At 68.3% G+C, this 16,482-nt stretch carries 13 protein-coding genes and 1 tRNA gene; 8 read left to right on the plus strand and 6 right to left on the minus strand.

The annotated features are described in order from the left end of the window. Positions 1-157: 157 nt before the first annotated feature. Positions 158-820, plus strand: coding sequence for a TetR/AcrR family transcriptional regulator (locus ACHFGS_RS10900; protein WP_394289461.1), 663 nt, complete (start codon positions 158-160; stop codon positions 818-820). Here ACHFGS_RS10900 and ACHFGS_RS10905 read toward each other — a convergent pair. After that, positions 809-1,969, minus strand: a complete 1,161-nt coding sequence (locus tag ACHFGS_RS10905; RefSeq protein ID WP_394278450.1) for a pyridoxal phosphate-dependent aminotransferase — start codon at positions 1,967-1,969, stop codon at positions 809-811. The genes ACHFGS_RS10900 and ACHFGS_RS10905 overlap by 12 nt on opposite strands. Before the next feature lie 108 nt (positions 1,970-2,077). Here ACHFGS_RS10905 and ACHFGS_RS10910 point away from each other — a divergent pair, with 108 nt between their 5' ends. Both ACHFGS_RS10910 and ACHFGS_RS10915 read left to right on the plus strand, forming a co-directional pair. Continuing rightward, on the plus strand, positions 2,078-3,118 hold the full coding sequence (locus ACHFGS_RS10910) for an ATP-dependent DNA ligase (RefSeq protein ID WP_394278451.1): 1,041 nt from the start codon (positions 2,078-2,080) through the stop codon (positions 3,116-3,118). 44 nt (positions 3,119-3,162) lie between these two features. After that, positions 3,163-4,347, plus strand: a complete 1,185-nt coding sequence (locus ACHFGS_RS10915; RefSeq protein WP_394278452.1) for an AI-2E family transporter — start codon at positions 3,163-3,165, stop codon at positions 4,345-4,347. A 2-nt stretch (positions 4,348-4,349) separates the two neighbouring features. On the opposite strand, the gene ligD is transcribed toward ACHFGS_RS10915, so the two are convergent. The 4 genes from ligD to ACHFGS_RS10935 all read right to left on the minus strand — a co-directional run bounded on the left by ligD (position 4,350) and on the right by ACHFGS_RS10935 (position 10,168). Further along, complete coding sequence (gene ligD / locus ACHFGS_RS10920; protein ID WP_394278453.1) at positions 4,350-5,363, minus strand: non-homologous end-joining DNA ligase; 1,014 nt, start codon at positions 5,361-5,363, stop codon at positions 4,350-4,352. 44 nt (positions 5,364-5,407) lie between these two features. Next, positions 5,408-6,499 carry a hypothetical protein gene (locus tag ACHFGS_RS10925; protein WP_394278454.1) on the minus strand — a complete coding sequence of 364 codons (1,092 nt, stop codon included), beginning with the start codon at positions 6,497-6,499 and terminating at the stop codon, positions 5,408-5,410. A 70-nt stretch (positions 6,500-6,569) separates the two neighbouring features. Beyond that, positions 6,570-9,017, minus strand: a complete 2,448-nt coding sequence (locus ACHFGS_RS10930) for an ATP-dependent helicase (protein ID WP_394278455.1) — start codon at positions 9,015-9,017, stop codon at positions 6,570-6,572. A 44-nt stretch (positions 9,018-9,061) separates the two neighbouring features. Next, complete coding sequence (locus tag ACHFGS_RS10935; RefSeq protein ID WP_394278456.1) at positions 9,062-10,168, minus strand: aromatic acid exporter family protein; 1,107 nt, start codon at positions 10,166-10,168, stop codon at positions 9,062-9,064. Between the two features lie 144 nt (positions 10,169-10,312). Here ACHFGS_RS10935 and ACHFGS_RS10940 point away from each other — a divergent pair, with 144 nt between their 5' ends. The 4 genes from ACHFGS_RS10940 to ACHFGS_RS10955 all read left to right on the plus strand — a co-directional run bounded on the left by ACHFGS_RS10940 (position 10,313) and on the right by ACHFGS_RS10955 (position 13,419). Continuing rightward, a complete protein-coding gene (locus ACHFGS_RS10940; protein WP_394278457.1) occupies positions 10,313-11,728 on the plus strand; it encodes a serine/threonine-protein kinase in 1,416 nt (471 codons plus the stop codon). A gap of 88 nt (positions 11,729-11,816) precedes the next feature. Continuing rightward, positions 11,817-11,889 (plus strand) — tRNA-Met (locus ACHFGS_RS10945). A gap of 211 nt (positions 11,890-12,100) precedes the next feature. Further along, entirely contained in the window at positions 12,101-12,709 is a 609-nt protein-coding gene (locus ACHFGS_RS10950; RefSeq protein WP_394278458.1) for a hypothetical protein, read from the plus strand. Next, a complete protein-coding gene (locus tag ACHFGS_RS10955) occupies positions 12,706-13,419 on the plus strand; it encodes a nucleotidyl transferase AbiEii/AbiGii toxin family protein (RefSeq protein ID WP_394278459.1) in 714 nt (237 codons plus the stop codon). Before ACHFGS_RS10950 ends, ACHFGS_RS10955 begins: the two co-directional genes overlap by 4 nt. 111 nt (positions 13,420-13,530) lie before the next feature. Here the strand turns inward: ACHFGS_RS10955 and ACHFGS_RS10960 are convergent, their stop codons facing one another. Beyond that, positions 13,531-15,882, minus strand: a complete 2,352-nt coding sequence (locus ACHFGS_RS10960; RefSeq protein WP_394278460.1) for a DUF262 domain-containing protein — start codon at positions 15,880-15,882, stop codon at positions 13,531-13,533. A gap of 121 nt (positions 15,883-16,003) precedes the next feature. On the opposite strand from ACHFGS_RS10960, the gene ACHFGS_RS10965 reads away from it, so the two are divergent. Further along, positions 16,004-16,402 (plus strand): hypothetical protein, encoded by a 399-nt coding sequence (locus ACHFGS_RS10965; RefSeq protein ID WP_394278461.1) that lies wholly within the window; start codon positions 16,004-16,006, stop codon positions 16,400-16,402. Positions 16,403-16,482 lie beyond the last annotated feature (80 nt).

The following is a 16,482-nucleotide window of genomic DNA, read 5'->3' on the forward strand; positions in this document are numbered from 1 at the left end:
AAAGCCTACTACCCGCGCCTGCACGCGATCGCCGCACCCCCGCCGGAAGCGGGGTACCCGAAGGGGCGGAGGGCCGGTGCTTCCACAGGGAGGTCATGCCCGACAGTGAACGGCGTCGATCGGCCGTGCGGGACCGGCGTGACAGTAGGCTCTCCCCATGGTCGATGACGCTCGTCCCGCCGGCAGCACGGTGGTCGCCGCCGCATTGGAGCTGTTCGCACGGCACGGGTACGAGCAGACGTCGGTCGAGCAGATCGCCCAGTCTGCAGGCGTCTCCCGCTCCACCTTCTTCCGGCAGTTCGGCGGCAAGGACGATGTGGTCTTCGCCGATCACGAGGTCCTCCTCGCCCAGCTGCGAGACTTCCTCGCCGAGCCCCATGAGAATCCGTGGGCGGCCGTGTGCGCGGCATCCGTGCAGGTGTTCCGCCACTTCGCTGCGGACCCCGAGCTGGCCCGGCACCGGTACGCCGTCGTGAGAGAGGTGCCGTCGCTGCGCGACCGCGAGATCGTCACCGTCTTCCGCTACGAGCGGCTCTTCGACGAGTATCTGCGGCACGCCCTGCCCGGCCTCGACCCGATCGACGCCGTCGCGTTCGCAGCAATGGTCACCGCCGTGCACAACCACGTGCTGCGCCGTCTGCTGCGCGATACGAAGCGCGTGCCGGCCTCCACGCTCACCGACGCATACGACGACCTCATGCACCGCTTCGGCGTACACCCGGACGGCGAGCCTCCTGCCGACGACGACCTCATGGTCGCCTCGTTCCCCCGCCGGATGCCGGCCGCCGAAGTCGCCCGCCGGCTCAGCTCACTGCGCTGACGACGTCGGCAGGCGCGACAGTCCGAGCAGCAGGTTCTCTAAGGAGGCGGCCGCGCACACGCGGATCCACCCTTCCCCCGATGCGCCGAACGCCGAACCCGGCGCGACCGCGACCCGCTGCTCGCGGAGGAAGTCGAGCGACCACTGCGCGACGTCTCCGCCGCTCGCGTGACGCACGTCGATCCAGAGGTAGAAGGCGCCGTCGGGCTGGCGATACCGGATGCCGCGTGCGTCCAGCATCGCTGTGGCGGCGGCCAGGTTGTCGCGGTAGTGCGTCTTCACGGCGGCGACGTGCGACTGGTCGCCGCTGAGGGCGGCGACGCCGGCGTGCTGCGACGGCAGGTCCAGGCAGGAGATCATCGCCTCCTGGGTCGTCCTCATCGCGACGTCCCACGCGAGCGGCGTGACGAGGAAGCCGACACGGATGCCGGTCATGGCATACGTCTTCGAGAGCGAGAACACACCGATGACGCGCTCCCCGCCAGTCGCCGCAGTGTCCATCGCGGTGAGGCTCACATGAGGCCGATCCCAGGAGAACTCCGAGTAGACCTCATCGCTGATGACCCACAGGTCATGGCGCGTGGCGAAGGCGAGGATGTCTCGGGCGCGCTGCTCGTCGAGAACCGTTCCAAGCGGATTGGACGGCGAGTTGACGATGATCGCCCGGGTCCTCGGGGTGATGAGCGCCTCGAGCCGGTCGATCTCGGGCAGGAACGCGGCCTCCTCACGGAGCGCGTACGGCACGGGCACGGCCGAGAGCATGCGCGGACTCATCGTGAAGGTCGTGTAGCCGGGATCGGGGACGAGCACCTCATCGCCCGGGTCGAGCACGAGCCCGAGAGCCTGATGCAGGCCCTGCGTCGCACCGACGGTGGCCCACACCCGCTGCGGGTCGATGCTCGCCCCGTGATCGGCCGCGAAGCGGTGCACGAACGCGGTGCGCAGCGGAGGGATGCCGCTGTTTGCGGTGTAATCGGTCAGATCGGCATCCCATGCCGCCTTCGCGGCGGCGCCGATGTGGGGCGCGACGGGCACGTCGGGCTCCCCCACGGCGAGGAAGATGACGTCTTCGAGGCCGAGGGCCGCCTCGAAGAGTCGACGGATGCCGCTGACCGGGACGTTCGACATGTGGGGACTGAGTTCGGGCACGGAATCAGGCTACGGCGCGCGAGGACCGCTCTCGACGACGTCGCCCTCGACGGTGCGGTATGAGAACCCTCTTACCCACCGATCGCCCACCGGGGGAGGATGGGGCACATGTACGAGATCCCCGCGCCCATGCTCGCGAAGTCCGTGCCCGCCGTGCCGGATCCGGCCAAGACGCCGGGCGGCCTCAGCTTTGAGCCGAAGTGGGACGGCTTCCGCGCCCTCGTCGCGTGGGACGGGACCGAGGTGGAGATCGGGTCGCGCGGATCGAAGCCCCTCACCCGGTACTTCCCCGAACTCGTCGAGGCGTTCCGCCGCCTCCTTCCCGAGCCGTGTCTCCTGGACGGAGAGATCGTCGTGGCCGACGGCGAGGCGGGAGCGCAGCGGCTGCAGTGGGAGATCCTGTCGCAGCGCATCCACCCCGCGGCATCCCGCGTCGCTCTGCTCAGCGAGCAGCACCCAGCGATGTTCATCGCCTTCGACCTGCTCGCGCGGGGAGAGCGCGACCTCCAGCCCGAGCCGTTCGCCGAACGCCGCGCGGCGATGGAGGAGCTTCTGAAGGACGTGCCGCATCCGGTGCATCTGACCCGCACGACGACGGATGCCGCGGTCGCGACGCGCTGGCTCGAGGAGTTCGAGGGCGCAGGGCTCGACGGGGTGGTCGCGAAGCCGCTCGCTCAGCCGTACGCGCCCGGCAAGCGCACGATGTTCAAGATCAAGCACGCCCGTTCCGCCGACGTGGTCGCGCTCGGCTACCGCATCCACAAGAGCGGCTCCGGTGTCGGATCCCTGCTGGTCGGCCTCTACGACGGCGACGGCACGCTCCGCCAGGTCGGCGGCGTCGCGGCCTGGAGCGACAAGCGGCGCGCGGAGCTCATCGACGAGCTCGCCCCGCTGGTGGAGCGGGGCGACGACGGCGCCACCGTCACCGGTGAGAGCGATCGGTCGAGGTTCACGGGTTCCAAGGACACCTCCTTCGTGCGGCTGCGACCCGAACTCGTGCTGGAAGTCGCCTACGACCAACTCGAGGGTGCACGATTCCGCCACACGGTCCAGTTCCAGCGCTGGCGCCCTGATCGTGACGCTCGCTCGTGCACGTTCGACCAGCTGGAGACCGTTTCCGCCTACGATCTGGGTGCCGTGCTCGACTGAGTCAATCCCCCGCCGCGGACCGGCGCGTCGTCTAGGGTCGCACCATGGGCCTGTTCGACTCCTCCCCGCGTTCGGTTCGACTCGACGACAGCAGGCCGCTGCGCGTGAGCGCGCCCGGCAGACCGTGGAGCATGTGGTCCGACGGCTTCGGCGTGCTCGCCACGCGCGCACTGCAGGTGATCATCGTGGGCGTCGTCGCCATCGCCGCGATCCTGGGGCTGCTGCAGCTCACGATCGTGACCATCCCGACCCTGCTCGCCCTGATCATCGCCTCGGCGGCCGCTCCCCTGATGAGCTGGATGCGGCGACGCGGCCTGCCCGCGCTGGCGGCGACCCTCATCACGCTGTTCGCGTTCCTCGCCCTTCTCACCGGGGTGTCCTGGCTGGTCGCCTGGGCTGTCCGCGACCAGTGGGATGAGCTCGCCGCGAGCGCCGTGTCGGGCTTCGAGAGCCTGCTCGACTGGGTGCAGACGCTGCCGATCACGATCGATCAGGCGCAGCTCGACGCGTGGATCGCGACCGCCACCGACTTCGTCACGAGCGCCCAGTTCGGCTCCGGTGCGCTCGCCGGCGTGAGCGCCGTCGCGAACTTCCTCACCGGCCTCGTGCTGCTGATCACGACGCTGTTCTTCTTCTTGAAGGACGGGCCGCAGATGTGGGAGTTCCTGCTCCGCCCGTTCCGCGGCGAGCACTACGATCGGGCCGTCCGCATCGGCGCGAAAACCGTGCAGACGTTCGGGTCGTACCTTCGCGGCACGGCGGCGGTCGCGGCGGTCGACGCGATCGGCATCCTCATCGGTCTGCTCATCCTCAACGTGCCGCTGGCCGTCCCGCTGGCCGTCCTGGTCTTCCTGCTCGCGTTCATCCCGATCGTCGGTGCGACCGTCGCCGGCATCCTCGCCGCACTCGTCGCCCTGGTCGCCCACGGCTGGGTGGTCGCGCTCATCGTCGTCGGCATCGTGGTGCTCGTGAACCAGCTCGAAGGCAACTTCCTGCAGCCGTTCCTCATGGGACGCTCCATGAAGCTGCACGCGTTCGTCGTCCTGATCGCGCTGACCGTCGGCACCGTCCTGGGCGGGATCGTCGGCGCGGTGCTCGCGGTGCCGCTGACGGCCGCCGCATGGGGCATCATGCAGGTGTGGGACGGGCCCGCGACCCCGGTCCGGTGGGCCCGCAAGAAGCCGGCCGTCGAGGAACGCGTCGACGTCGTCGCCGCCGAGGTGCGCTGAGCTCAGTCCTTCTTCGCCCGCGACGGCTGCACGCGCGGCGGCTCACCGGGCATCTTGGGGAATTCCGGCGGGAACGGCAGCTCGCCGAGCCCCTCATCGAGGTCGCGCTGCCACCACTCCAGCAGCGTGTCGATCCGGCCGGGGGCGTCGTGCATCCGCTCCCACGGGTCGCCCGAGTCAGCGAGCCGCTGCGGGACGGTGCGCACCGTGAACGCGCTCGGATCCACGCCCGCGTCGAGCTCCTCCCACGTGATCGGCGTCGCCACCGTCGCGGCCGGGAGAGCGCGCGGACTGTACGCGCCTGCCATCGTGCGGTCACGGTTGGCCTGATTGAAGTCGAGGAAGATGCGCTCGCCGCGCTCCTCCTTCCACCAGTTCGTCGTCACCTTGTCGGGCAGGCGGCGCTCCAACTCGCGGCTCGCGGCGATGACCGCGTGACGGACGTCGAGGAACTCGTGGGTCGGCTCTATCGGGCAGAACACGTGCAGACCGCGGTTGCCGCTCGTCTTCAGCCATGGCTCCAGGCCCGCCTCGCGGAGCACCTCGCGCAGCGCCGGCGCGACCGCCGCGGCATCCGCGAAGTCCGTCCCCGGCTGCGGATCGAGATCGATGCGCAGCTCGACCGGGTTGTCGGTGTCGGCGGTGCGGGACGCCCACGGATGGAACACGACCGTATTCATCTGCACCGCCCAGACGATCGCGGCGGTCTCGGTCAGCACGACCTGAGGATGGCGCCGGCCGCTGTTGTACGTGCAGACCACCTGGCCGACGTAGTCCGGAGCACCCTTGGGCGGGTTCTTCGAGAAGAAGGCCTCGCCGTCGACGGTGTCGGGGAATCGCTCCAGCGAGAGGGGCCGGTCGCCGTTGGCGCGCAGGAACGGTTCGGACACCGCGATGACGTACTCCGCGAGCTCACGCTTGGTGACACCCACCTCGGGGAAGACGACGCGGTTGGGGCTCGAGAGCGACACCTCACGGCCGCCGGGGATGTCGAGGGTCACGCGCTCCGATGCCATGCGGTCACCCTAGGCCCCTCGCCGACGCGGGCAACAGGGGGTTGTCAGTCCTCCGCAGCGGTGCTCGTCTCGGCATCCGGCGCCTGCGCGGCATTCAGGATCGGGGCGAGCTGCTCCCGGTCGAGGCGGATCCACGGGCCCGCGGCGTCGACGAGCAGACCCGTGAGGGCGGGGTCCCCCGCGAGCGCTGCCCCCAGTTGGCCCACCGTGATGGGCATGGGCTGATCGTCGCGACGGAGCGCCAGCACCTCGAGCGGGTGGGAGAAGACCTGCAGGTGGCGGGTGCCGTCGGCTCCGCGTGCCTCGGCGATGCCGAGGCTCTTGCCGTCGCCGCGCTTGCCGGCGGCGATGTAGACGCGCTTGGTGAGGAGCGCGTCGACGACGTAGCGGGCTGTCGCATCGCTGCGGGTGTCGCTGAGCAGGTTCTTGATCGTGAAATCGGGGTCGGCCTGCTCGAGGGTGCGGATGATCAGTGCCGAGGTCAGGACGATACGGCGACCGGGACCGGCGTGGTCGAGGATGAGTCCGTCGTAGCCGGCGTCGACCGTGTTCTTCAGCACCGCCTGCGCGGGCTGACCGAGGATCGAGGTGTTCGTGTCGGGGTCGGCTCCGACGCCCGCCTGGATGCCCGCGGCACCGGTGTACGCGAGCAGGAACTTCTTGTCGCCGATCGTGGAGATGGCCAGCCGCAGCGGTTCACCGGCGTTGAGCTGCTCACGCGCGTCGCCGAGGATGCGCAGGTAGAGCGTCCCCTGCAGCGCCTGTCGCATCACGTTCAGGACCGCCGCGTTGTCGGGCTGCTCGGGGAGACCAGCGAGCGCTGCCATCAGGAGCGTGTTGTCGGGCATGCCCTTGCGACCCTCGGTACGCGCCGGCGCCTCGGCCGGCACACGCGGAAGGGTGAGACCGGATGCCGGTGCCGCGGCGGGACGGTTCGCGGGCCGTGCCGGCTTGCCGTAGGTGGACATCGAGATCGAGACGTGCGGCACCGGCTCCGCCTCGGCCTTGTCTGCTTCCTCCGCGGCGACGGCCGCGCTGACCTCATCGTGGACATCGGCGACGGCAGGGTCGGCGTCGATCGGCGTCTCCGCCGGCTCGTCGGGCTGATTCTTCGGACGACGGGAGAACAGAGCCATGCGTTCAGCGTACGTGGCGCGCGAGTCCGGGAGCGACCGACGGCGGGCAGGGCGCGGTGGCCGCCACCGATCAGAGCTTGGTGATCGGCGCGACCTTGATGAGGAGCTTCTTCGGGCCGGCGGTGTCGAAGCGGACGTGGGCGACGCGCTTGGCGCCCTCCCCCGTGACCATGTCGACCTTGCCCTCGCCGAAGTCGTCGTGCCTGATCCGGTCGCCGGCGGCGAGTTCGAGATCGCCGTTGTCGCGGATCTTGGCAGGGATGCGGTTGGCGAACTTCTCGATCGAACCGGCCGGACGATCGCGCGGCGGCAGCGGCACCAGGTCATCGCCGTACCGCCCCGAACCGCCGAAGCGGGAGCCTCCCCCGCCGTCTCGCCGCGCGTTGAGCGCACGCGACTGCGTGCCGCCGCGGGAGTTGACGTCGCCGGGTGACTGGCGCCACTGGATCAGCTCGTGCGGGATCTCCTGCAGGAAGCGGCTGGGCATCGCGGCCGAGACCTCACCGAACTGGGCACGGGTCATCGCGAGCGAGAGGTGCAGACGCTTGCGGGCGCGGGTGAGCGCGACATAGAACAGTCGCCGCTCCTCCTGCGGCCCGCCCGGCTCGCCCGCCGAGATCCGGTGCGGAATCAGGTCCTCCTCGACGCCGGTCACGAAGACGGCGTCGTACTCGAGACCCTTCGCCGTGTGCATCGTCATGAGCGACACCGATCCGCTGGCGTCGTCGAGGTCATCGGCATCCGACACCAGGGTCACCTCGGTGAGGAAGTCCAGGAGCGTGCCGTCGGGGTTGTTGCGGGCGAACTCGCGGGTCACGGCGACGAGCTCATCGAGGTTCTCGACCCGGGCCTCGTCCTGCGGATCCTTCGACATGCGCAGGGCGTCCATGTATCCGGACTTTCCGAGCAGGACGTTCAGCCCCTCGGTCACGGAGGTGGACGGCGCGATCTCACCCGAACTCGGGAGCATGATCTCGGATGCCTCGGCGAGCACCGCATCGAGCTGCACGATGGCCTGCTGGATCTTGGGGCCCACCCCGAGCGCCGACGCGTTCGCGAGCGCGTCGCGGAAGGTGATGCCCTCCTCCGCCGCGTACCGGGCGATCGCCGTCTCGGTCACATCGCCGATGCCGCGACGCGGACGGTTGAGGATCCGGCGCACCGCCATCTCGTCGGCGGGGTTCGCCACCGCGACGAGGTACGCCAGGGCGTCCTTGATCTCGGCGCGCTCGTAGAACTTCGTGCCGCCCATGATCTTGTAGGGCACGGCGGCGCGGATGAAGATCTCCTCCAGCGCACGGGACTGCGAGTTCGTGCGGTAGAACACCGCCATCTCGGAGTATTCGACGCCTTTGCGCCGCAGCGCGTTGATCTCATCCGCGACGAACTGCGCCTCATCGTGCTGCGAATAGCCGGTGAAGCCGATGATCGGCTCGCCGTCGCCCACGTCCGTCCACAGCTTCTTGTCCTTACGGTCGAAGTTGTGGCCGATGACCGCGTTCGCCGCCGACAGGATGTTCTGAGTCGAGCGGTAGTTCTGCTCCAGGAGCACGACCTTCGCTCCGGGGAAGTCCCGCTCGAATTCGCTGATGTTGCGGATGTCGGCACCGCGGAAGGCGTAGATCGACTGGTCGGAGTCGCCGACGACGGTGAGCGACGCGCCCTCTGCCTCAGGGGCCTCATCGGGCTCGAAGATCATCATGCCGCCGCTGCTGAAGGCTTCCCCCGCCTTGCCGACGACGGGCCGGGTGAGCTCGTGGATCAGCGCGTACTGGGCATGGTTGGTGTCCTGGTACTCGTCGACGAGGATGTGCCGGAACCGCTTGCGGTACACGTCAGCGACGTGGGGAAACGCACGGAAGAGGTACACGGTCTGCGCGATGAGATCGTCGAAGTCGAACGCGTTCGCCTTCTGCAGGGCCCGCTGATAGTCGGCGAAGATGTCGACGAACACGCGCTCCGCGGGATCGCTCATGTTCGCCTGCCGAGCGTAGGACTCCGCGTCGGCGAGTTCGTTCTTCAGCTTCGAGATGCGCCCCTGCACCGCGGCCGGGGTGAACCCGAACGCGTCGCCCTCGTGCTGCTTGACGAGGCGCTTGATGAGCGCGCGGGAGTCGCCGGAGTCGTAGATCGTGAAGCTCTTGGTGAAGCCGAACTGCTCGGCCTCGCGGCGGAGGATGCGAACGCACGCGGAGTGGAAGGTGGAGATCCACATGCCCTGAGCGCTCTCGCCGATCAGCTGTCGCACGCGGTCGCGCATCTCGCCGGCGGCCTTGTTGGTGAAGGTGATCGCGAGGATCTGGCTCGGGTAGGCCTCACGGGTGCGCAGGAGCGAGGCGATGCGGCGGGTGAGGACGCTGGTCTTGCCGGAGCCGGCACCGGCGACGATGAGGAGTGCGGGCCCCCGGGAGGTGACGGCGTCGCGCTGGGGTGCGTTGAGCCCCTGCAGCAGATCTTCGTCGGGGCGGCCGCCGGACGGCGAGTCGCCCAGGATGACGGGCGTGAGAGGGTCAGTCATGTCACCCCCAGTCTACGGCGACCCCTCGGACATCGAACCGGTGATCACTCCGCGAGCGCGGCGTACACCCGGCGTGAGATGTCGATGATCCGGCCGAGCGTCCCGGCGATCCACAGACCCGGCTGGCCGTGGGTGTCGGCGGCGTCGCCGGGGACGGGCAGCGTGCGGCCGTACTCCTCGACGGCCTGCCACGCGGCATCCGTCCTCTCCGTGATGTCGGCGTCTCCCGGCGGGGTGGCAACGAGCTCGGCGACGCGGCGCAGCGCCTCGGCGAGTGCGGCCGGGTCACCGTGACGACTGTCCAGCTTCTCGTGGTGCGCCAGCACGTCGAGCAGGTCCCGCACGAGGTAGGTGGTGCGCTCGAGCCCCCACCACCGCTGCGAGTTCTCGTCGTGCACCCCGCCGAGCCCGCGGGCACGGACGTTGGCACGTTCCGAGCGCGATGCCTCGTCGACGTCCGCCGACACCGCGGCCGACAGTTGGGCGAGCCCCTCGCCGTCTTCTCGCAGCGACGCCGGATCCAGCTTCCCGTCCGCCACGGAGTCCGCAGCGCGGTCGAGGGACGTCGTCACGGCCGCGCGGAGGTCGGACAGCCGGTCGCGGGCGCTCTGCAGGTACAGCGGCGGCACCAGGAGGTAGTTGGCGATGACCCCGACCAGCACGCCGAACGCCATCGTGAGCAGATAGGAGGAGGAGAATTCGTCTGCTTCGCTTCCGCCGAGCAGGAGCACGAACAGTCCGGCAAGGGCGATCCAGTCGCGCCCGATGCCCAATGCGCGGATGCCGCCGAGCGCGACTCCGGCCGCGATGACGACGGCGAGCGCGACGATACCCGGCGCCCCTGCACCGACGATCGCGAGTCCGCCCAACCCGATCGCGATGCCGCACGCGAGCCCGATGAGAGCCTGCACGCCGGCCCGGGCTGAGTCCGCGACGGTCGGGTACATGCTGACGAGGACGCCGAGAGGCGCGTAGTAGGAGTACTCCGCGTCGGCGTACGGCACGTAGGGCGCGAGATACCAGGCCAGTGCGGCGGCGACCGCGGTCTTGGCCGCGAGGATGAGACGGCGAGCCGAGAAGACATCGCCGCCGGCTCGCCGCGCGGCGAGTGCCAGCTGCGCCGCCGTGGCGCGGGGGACGTTGCGAGGCATCCCGACACGTTAGCGGTCCCGCCTGGGCGCCGCTCGGTCGCGCTTGCACCAAATGCGACGTCCGTCAACCGGGGCGTGAACACCCGTGGCTGCGGGATACGGTCGCGGTGTCGCGAACCCGAGCGGCACGCAGGAGGCAGAACCGTGACCGAACCGCACGACGCGCCGCAGACGGCCGCGCTGCTGGGCGGCCGCTATCAGGTGGGCGATTGCATCGGCCAGGGCGGCATGGCCCGCGTATATCGCGCGGAAGATGTGCTGCTGGGGCGGACCGTCGCCGTGAAGATGATGCGCACGGATGCCGATGACCTCGCGCTCGCGCCTCGCGCCCGGACCGAGATGGCCCTGCTCGCCTCCCTCAACCACCCCTCACTCGTCACTCTGCACGACGCGCGGATCGGGCCGGGCGAACCCGAGTACCTCGTGATGGAATTCGTCAACGGGCCGTCACTCTCACAGGCCTTGCACGAAGGCCCGATGACCGCCGCGGAAGTTTCGGCGATGGCCGTCGAACTGGCCTCGGCGCTGCACGTCGTCCATCGGGCCGGGATCATCCACCGCGACATCAAGCCGTCGAACGTCCTCCTCGCGCCGAGCGCCAGCCCGGGCCGTCGCTACTGGGCGAAGCTCGCCGACTTCGGCGTCGCCTATCTCGCCGACAGCACCCGCCACACCGCACCGGGCACCGTCATCGGCACAGCCGCCTACCTCGCTCCCGAGCAGGTGCGCGGCGAGCCTGCGGGGCCCCCTGCGGATATCTACGCCCTCGGCCTGCTGCTCCTCGAAGCCGTCACCGGCGATCGCGCCTTTCCTGAGGCTTCCGGCATCGGTCAGGTGACGGCCCGGCTCATCCAGACGCCGGAGGTGCCGGACTGGATCGGGCCGGAATGGTCCGGGCTGCTGCGCGAGATGATCTCGATCGACCCCGCCGACCGACCCGCCGCGTGCGATGTCGCGGAACGGGCGGCGGCACTGCCCACCGACCTCGTCCGGCCCGCACGGGCAGCCGCGGCAACCTCGCTCGGACAGCCGACCCTCGCGCTTCCCGTCACGCCGAGCTCCGCCGGCAATCGCTCCGCGACCAAGATCGCCATCCCACCGGTCCCGCCGTTGCCCCCGACACGCGCCGCGCGTCACCCCTCGTCGCGAGCGCGCCGGGGCGTGTGGACGCGGCCGTGGGCGCTGGCCGGCTACGCGGCCGTCGCCGCGGTCGTCCTCGTGATCGTCGGCAACGTCTGGGCGGGCGGTGTCCCCGGTCCGGCGACACCCGAAGTGGGGACGACCGCGACCGTTCCGACGCCGGCGGTGGAGGAGGTCGCCGACGAGTCCGACGAGATCGAGCCGCTGCCGTCGGACGACACGGCAACCGAGCCGGTCACCCGCACGGTGGACGCCCCGACTGCGCCCAAGCCGAAGGCGGACCCCGGCGCATCGAAGGCTGCGAAAGAGGCTGCGAAGGCCGCCGAGAAGGCCGCGAAGGAGAAGGACCGCAAGACCGGGCCCGGCAGCGGCGGCAGTGGCAACGGCAACGGCAACGGCAAGGGCGGTCCTCGCGGCTGACAGCCATCGCCGTCACGAACCGACACGCGAGGTCATCCCGGGACATCAGGGGCGCAGATGTCGGATGCGCACGCTAGCGTGTGGGGATCGCGACGGTCCGGGTGGTCCCGGGCACCGGCTCATACCCGGTTGCGCAGCGGGTTCGACTCCCGCCGTCGCGTCTATATGCGGACGGTCGGGATCCCAGTGGTTTCAAAGGATCGCGACCGATTTGCTCTTCTTCAGGGATGACCGCTTGGACTCCATGTGGACACAGCTTGAGCACGTAGCCCTATTTCGCGACCCTCGACCATCTTCCGAATTTCCTGTAATCGTGGTTACATATAATCCCGTAACTGTGATCGCAGGGATACCTGGAAACCGAGGAGAGCGATGAAGGGCAACGAGCTGGTGTGGCGCGCTCTTGCCGACAGCGCTCTCGCGGGGGAGCGGACCTGGCGGAACGTCGCCGACCTCGCCTACGAAGCCGGCGTGCCGAGCACCACCGCCTATCTTGCGCTCGAGCGCCTCGAGAGCAACGGGACCGTCGAACGATACAGCCGTGGCGGGCTCGCGGTCGTCAGCGTCGACAAACTGCTGACGATGCTGTGCGCGTGGCGCAATCTCGAGCGTGACACCCTCGCATGGACGACGCGCGCGGGCATCGACCCGCTTCTCGACTCCAACATCGGCCCCTACGCGCTCGGCGGCCCCGACGCCGCGAACGCGATCCTGAAGGGCCGAGCCGTGGCGGACTTCAGCGAGCACATCGTGTATCTCCCCGCGTCCGTGAACCTCACCGGCCTGTCCACGGGCAAGGAAGTCCGCGTGCTGTCGATGGACAAGCGCGCAGCCAAGACCTGGGATGGATACTCGAGTCTCGCGCAGACGTATGCCGATCTCTTCGCGACTCCCGGGTGGCAGGCATCCGAGTTCCGGAACGCTCTGCGCGCCAGCTTCGTTCGAGAACGCGAATGGGACCAGGAAGGTGACGGCCGATGACCATCCTCGGTGCGGACGATGAGGGACGACTGCGCGCGCTTCTCGACTCGCTCGGATACGACCTCGAGCCCTCGATCCTCATCGGCGGGTGGGCGACGAACGCCCGCGTCGGCGGCGAGATCAGCCACGACATCGACCTGATCATCACCGACCAGAGCCTCCGGCAGAAACTCCCGGAACGCCTCACCGAGTACAGCGAGAACCACCTCCACAGCGGCGGGCGGAAAGCGCGCGGCAACGCCGACGGCATCCACGTCGACGCCTACTTCCCCTACGAGTCCAAGCTCGGGACGAAGCTCCTCCTCGATGTCGGCGTGCTCACTCGCTACGTCGACGCCGACCTCAAGGTCGAAGGCTGGCTCATGCTGAACCTCGACGCGCACATCGCCACGAAGATCGCCGCTCTGCTCGATCGGCACGCGACGGAGAAGGGGAACAAGGACGCCCGCGAGCTCGTCGCGCTGATCGACAGCGGCGGCACCGCCGCTGGAGTGGTCGAGGTCCTCCTGTCATCCACCGGCGGACCTGTCGATGACATTCCCGGGCACATGCGCACGACATTCGAACTCCTCCCCAAACTCGCCGGACTCAACCAGAAGGACCGGCGCCGCTACGCGTCCCTCGCCCGCGAATGGATCGAAGAAGCTGAACTGCAGCTTCGGCGCCGGTCAGACGGGCACGCGGGGCCGACGCTCGGTGCAGGCTCGTGACGCTGCTCTCCACCACCGGCGTCGGAGTTGCTCGCTGACCCATCGCAACAGGAGGGCGGCGTGGGAGTCATGGCACTCCCACGCTGCTCTCCTGTGATGGATACCAATCGCCTACCGCGGGTACGTCTCCTGGACAGCGCCCACCAAATGGAGGAACCTTTCAACGACCTCGCGGTCATCTGCCGCCCACGGAACCAGCAGTTCGATCGAAGCGAACCCCGCGTACAGGTGGGGGTTGTTGGGTCGACGCCTATGCGGATACGCCTTGAACTCGAAGTGTGCACCTGAAGTCGCATCCCACTTGATCATCAGCTCGACGCAGTTCCCACCCGCTAACTCAAACGCGGCGAACGCCATCTCTGAAGCGCCAACGCCGCTCGGCTCCCACGGCCACTGGTCTTTGCGCAGGCCTTGTTCCGACAATCGAGTTCCGATCAACGCACCGAGGCGGCGAGCTCGCTCGCGCAATTGCGCTCGCGCCTCGGCGTGATCCAATGTCGACAGAGTCAGATCCCCGACCGATAGGCCGAGGGCGTCTCGATAGTCTCGCGCCTTCGGCGCGGGGTCATGCATGGGCGCCATCGGGTCGTCTGCCATCGTCCTCAACTTGGGGAACCGAATGACCGCCTGGTCAAGAAGCCTTCGTGATCTCGCCGTCACAGTCGTCTTGAAGATGACCATCGCTTCGTCGATGCTGACGGGATCGCCGTTCAGCTTTTCATCGACGAGGACGAACTGCTCGATCTCTTCAGCGCTGATCGACCAGCGGTCAGCCTCCCACACCCGCCAAGCTTCTCCATCGCGCAACCAGGAGAGCAGCAGATCGAATTTCCTTCGTCCGGAAATGTCCTGCAGGCTCCGGTTGGCCGAGCTATTGAGAGCCCAGAAATTGCCGGTCGAGTTGATCAAGTGCCGGTCGGGGTGGTGTCGTCGGCGCGCACCCTGCCCGGGAACCCACATTCGGTGCGCCTGTGCTTGCGGGAAGATGTGGTCCCAGTCAAAGTCGTCCTCGGGGTGCGAGCGGTAAGGGATGCGTTGCGCAAGCGCGGTGAGGATCCAACCATTTCTACCTGCGAGGGTCTCGAGGTCGCCCGCTGACTCGACTCCACCTACCGCGCGGCCGCGCGGCCCACGCAACCGGGTCTTTGCTCTGACAACGGAGACGATCTCATCCAGCGGGAAGGACAGAGCATCGCTCCCTGCCTCGAGAGGCTCCTGGAAGGCGATGCGCCGGAAGGCATCTCCCATTACACCGCGGTATCGGAAGAGCGTCGCTCCGAGTAGGTAGGTATCGAGTGCTTCAACACTTGCTCGGTACCAGTCGACATCGGATCTCGGCGATGCCACCGCCCACGACAGCACGTCATCCCACAGTTCGGCCGTCACTTGATGAAGCACATAACCGAGGCTCGACTCGGCTGTGTACCAGGACGCGAAGGCCGCCAGCCTCACCCGAGCATCAGAACCGGGCTCAGTTATCTCCGCGAGTGCCGCGCGGAGGAGCTCTCCCTTCTTGCCTGCCAGCCTGTCCACCGTGAGCGGTAGTACGTCACCGTGCCCGAGCGCGCGACTGGCTAGCCTTGATAGGAAACGCAGCGCGCCGAGCCTGTTTCGGAGCATCGGCGCGTCGTCGAGGACCTGGTCCAGGCGGGCCTCGGCGTCTCGCCAAAAGGTCTTGACGCCGGCGAAGTAGACGTCCGCTCCCGCTACATCGACGCCGCCGAGATTAATCCTGCTGAAGACCTCTAGGACATCGAGGGGCGTGTCCATCTCTGCGCGGAGGATCGGTATCGAGCGCTTGGTCCAAGCTCGGATCAGCCGGTCGAGGTTACGAACTGCGGTTGACCGCGCTTCAAGCGGAACATCTCGCGCGAACTTCGGATCGAGCTCGTGGAGCAGCTCACCGATTGCCTGCTCATCGATCTGCCAGGTCCGGGGGTCGTCCAGGTTCTCGACCCAGTCAGCCCAACCCGAGAGATCGACGAAGCGCCCCCGGGACTCCAACTCGTCGTTCGCGTCGCGCAGATGCCGGATATGGGGGAGGGCGCGCTCTTTCGCGCTTCGCCCCTGCGCCGGTGCGGGGGCGGGTCGCTCGACCAGCATGTCAAGAAGGAAGCGCCCGTATTGTCCGTGCCGGGTGAATATCGAGAACATCGCGTTGATGCGCTGCTGCCCGTCAAGGATCTGCCATGATCCCGCGTTCGCATCCGACTCCGCTCGCGACCCATCCGCCTGAACGACGAGCTCGCGCGTGGGTTCCCGGACTGAACTCAACAGGATGGCACCGATCGGGTAGTCGGCGAGCAGCGAGTCAAGAAGGTGGCGCATCCGCAACTCGTCCCAAACCTCGGCGCGTTGTACCAGCGCGAGGTTCCAACGGTCAGCTGAACTCTGTCGTCGCGCAACCAGCTCCTGCACTGAGGCAGCCCCAGCGGGAGCGTCGCCGCGATCCAAGTCACCCATAGCGCCATCATGCCAGTCGCCTAAGTGCAGATTCACCGCAGCTCTCGTCGCCCGATGTCGGCGGTTCCGACGATCCTGTCTCTGCACGGACTTCGTGGGCCGCGCGGAACTTGGAGAAACGGTGATCACCCGCACGGACCTCAATTGGTGGCTCGATCTCGAGCCTGAGCTCGACTGGCAATTCGCGACGACGTATGCGGAAGGTGCCCCGCACGAGTACGTTGCGTCGCCGAGGACCGAAGGGTTGGATGCCGCGGACTTCGCGCGCGCCGCGCACGTGATCCAGACGTTCGGCGAGCCGATGAAGTTCTACAAGTGGACCCGCATCTATCTGCGCACGCCGATGGGCTGGAAGCACTGGACGATGGAACGCGACCTCGACGAGACGACTCTCGTTAATCGCGGCCGCGTGGAGCACGTGTACGGCATCCAGAACATGCCCGCAACCAAGTCGAACGTGAGTGGAGTCCCGCATAGTGGTGTAGCGCGCGGTGGCCCGGGCTCGTCGGATGCGACGTAGACGCGGTCACCGTGTGATCCTTCGAGAAGTCTCTTACCTCCACTCGAAAGGCATCATCACGATGACCGCTCCTCACATTG

Source organism: Microbacterium sp., from assembly GCF_043427715.1.
In the GTDB taxonomy this organism is placed as follows: Bacteria; Actinomycetota; Actinomycetes; order Actinomycetales; family Microbacteriaceae; genus Microbacterium.

Bases quoted from the DNA above. Each gene is read 5' to 3' on its own strand.
- ACHFGS_RS10925 (WP_394278454.1), bottom strand. From the start codon at position 6,499: ATGGCTCTGTTCTCCCGTCGTCCGAAGAATCAGCCCGACGAGCCGGCG.
- ACHFGS_RS10955 (WP_394278459.1), top strand. From the start codon at position 12,706: ATGACCATCCTCGGTGCGGACGATGAGGGACGACTGCGCGCGCTTCTC.
- ACHFGS_RS10915 (WP_394278452.1), top strand. From the start codon at position 3,163: ATGGGCCTGTTCGACTCCTCCCCGCGTTCGGTTCGACTCGACGACAGC.
- ACHFGS_RS10900 (WP_394289461.1), top strand. From the start codon at position 158: ATGGTCGATGACGCTCGTCCCGCCGGCAGCACGGTGGTCGCCGCCGCA.
- ACHFGS_RS10960 (WP_394278460.1), bottom strand. From the start codon at position 15,882: ATGGGTGACTTGGATCGCGGCGACGCTCCCGCTGGGGCTGCCTCAGTG.
- ACHFGS_RS10930 (WP_394278455.1), bottom strand. From the start codon at position 9,017: ATGACTGACCCTCTCACGCCCGTCATCCTGGGCGACTCGCCGTCCGGC.
- ligD (WP_394278453.1), bottom strand. From the start codon at position 5,363: ATGGCATCGGAGCGCGTGACCCTCGACATCCCCGGCGGCCGTGAGGTG.
- ACHFGS_RS10950 (WP_394278458.1), top strand. From the start codon at position 12,101: ATGAAGGGCAACGAGCTGGTGTGGCGCGCTCTTGCCGACAGCGCTCTC.
- ACHFGS_RS10935 (WP_394278456.1), bottom strand. From the start codon at position 10,168: ATGCCTCGCAACGTCCCCCGCGCCACGGCGGCGCAGCTGGCACTCGCC.
- ACHFGS_RS10910 (WP_394278451.1), top strand. From the start codon at position 2,078: ATGTACGAGATCCCCGCGCCCATGCTCGCGAAGTCCGTGCCCGCCGTG.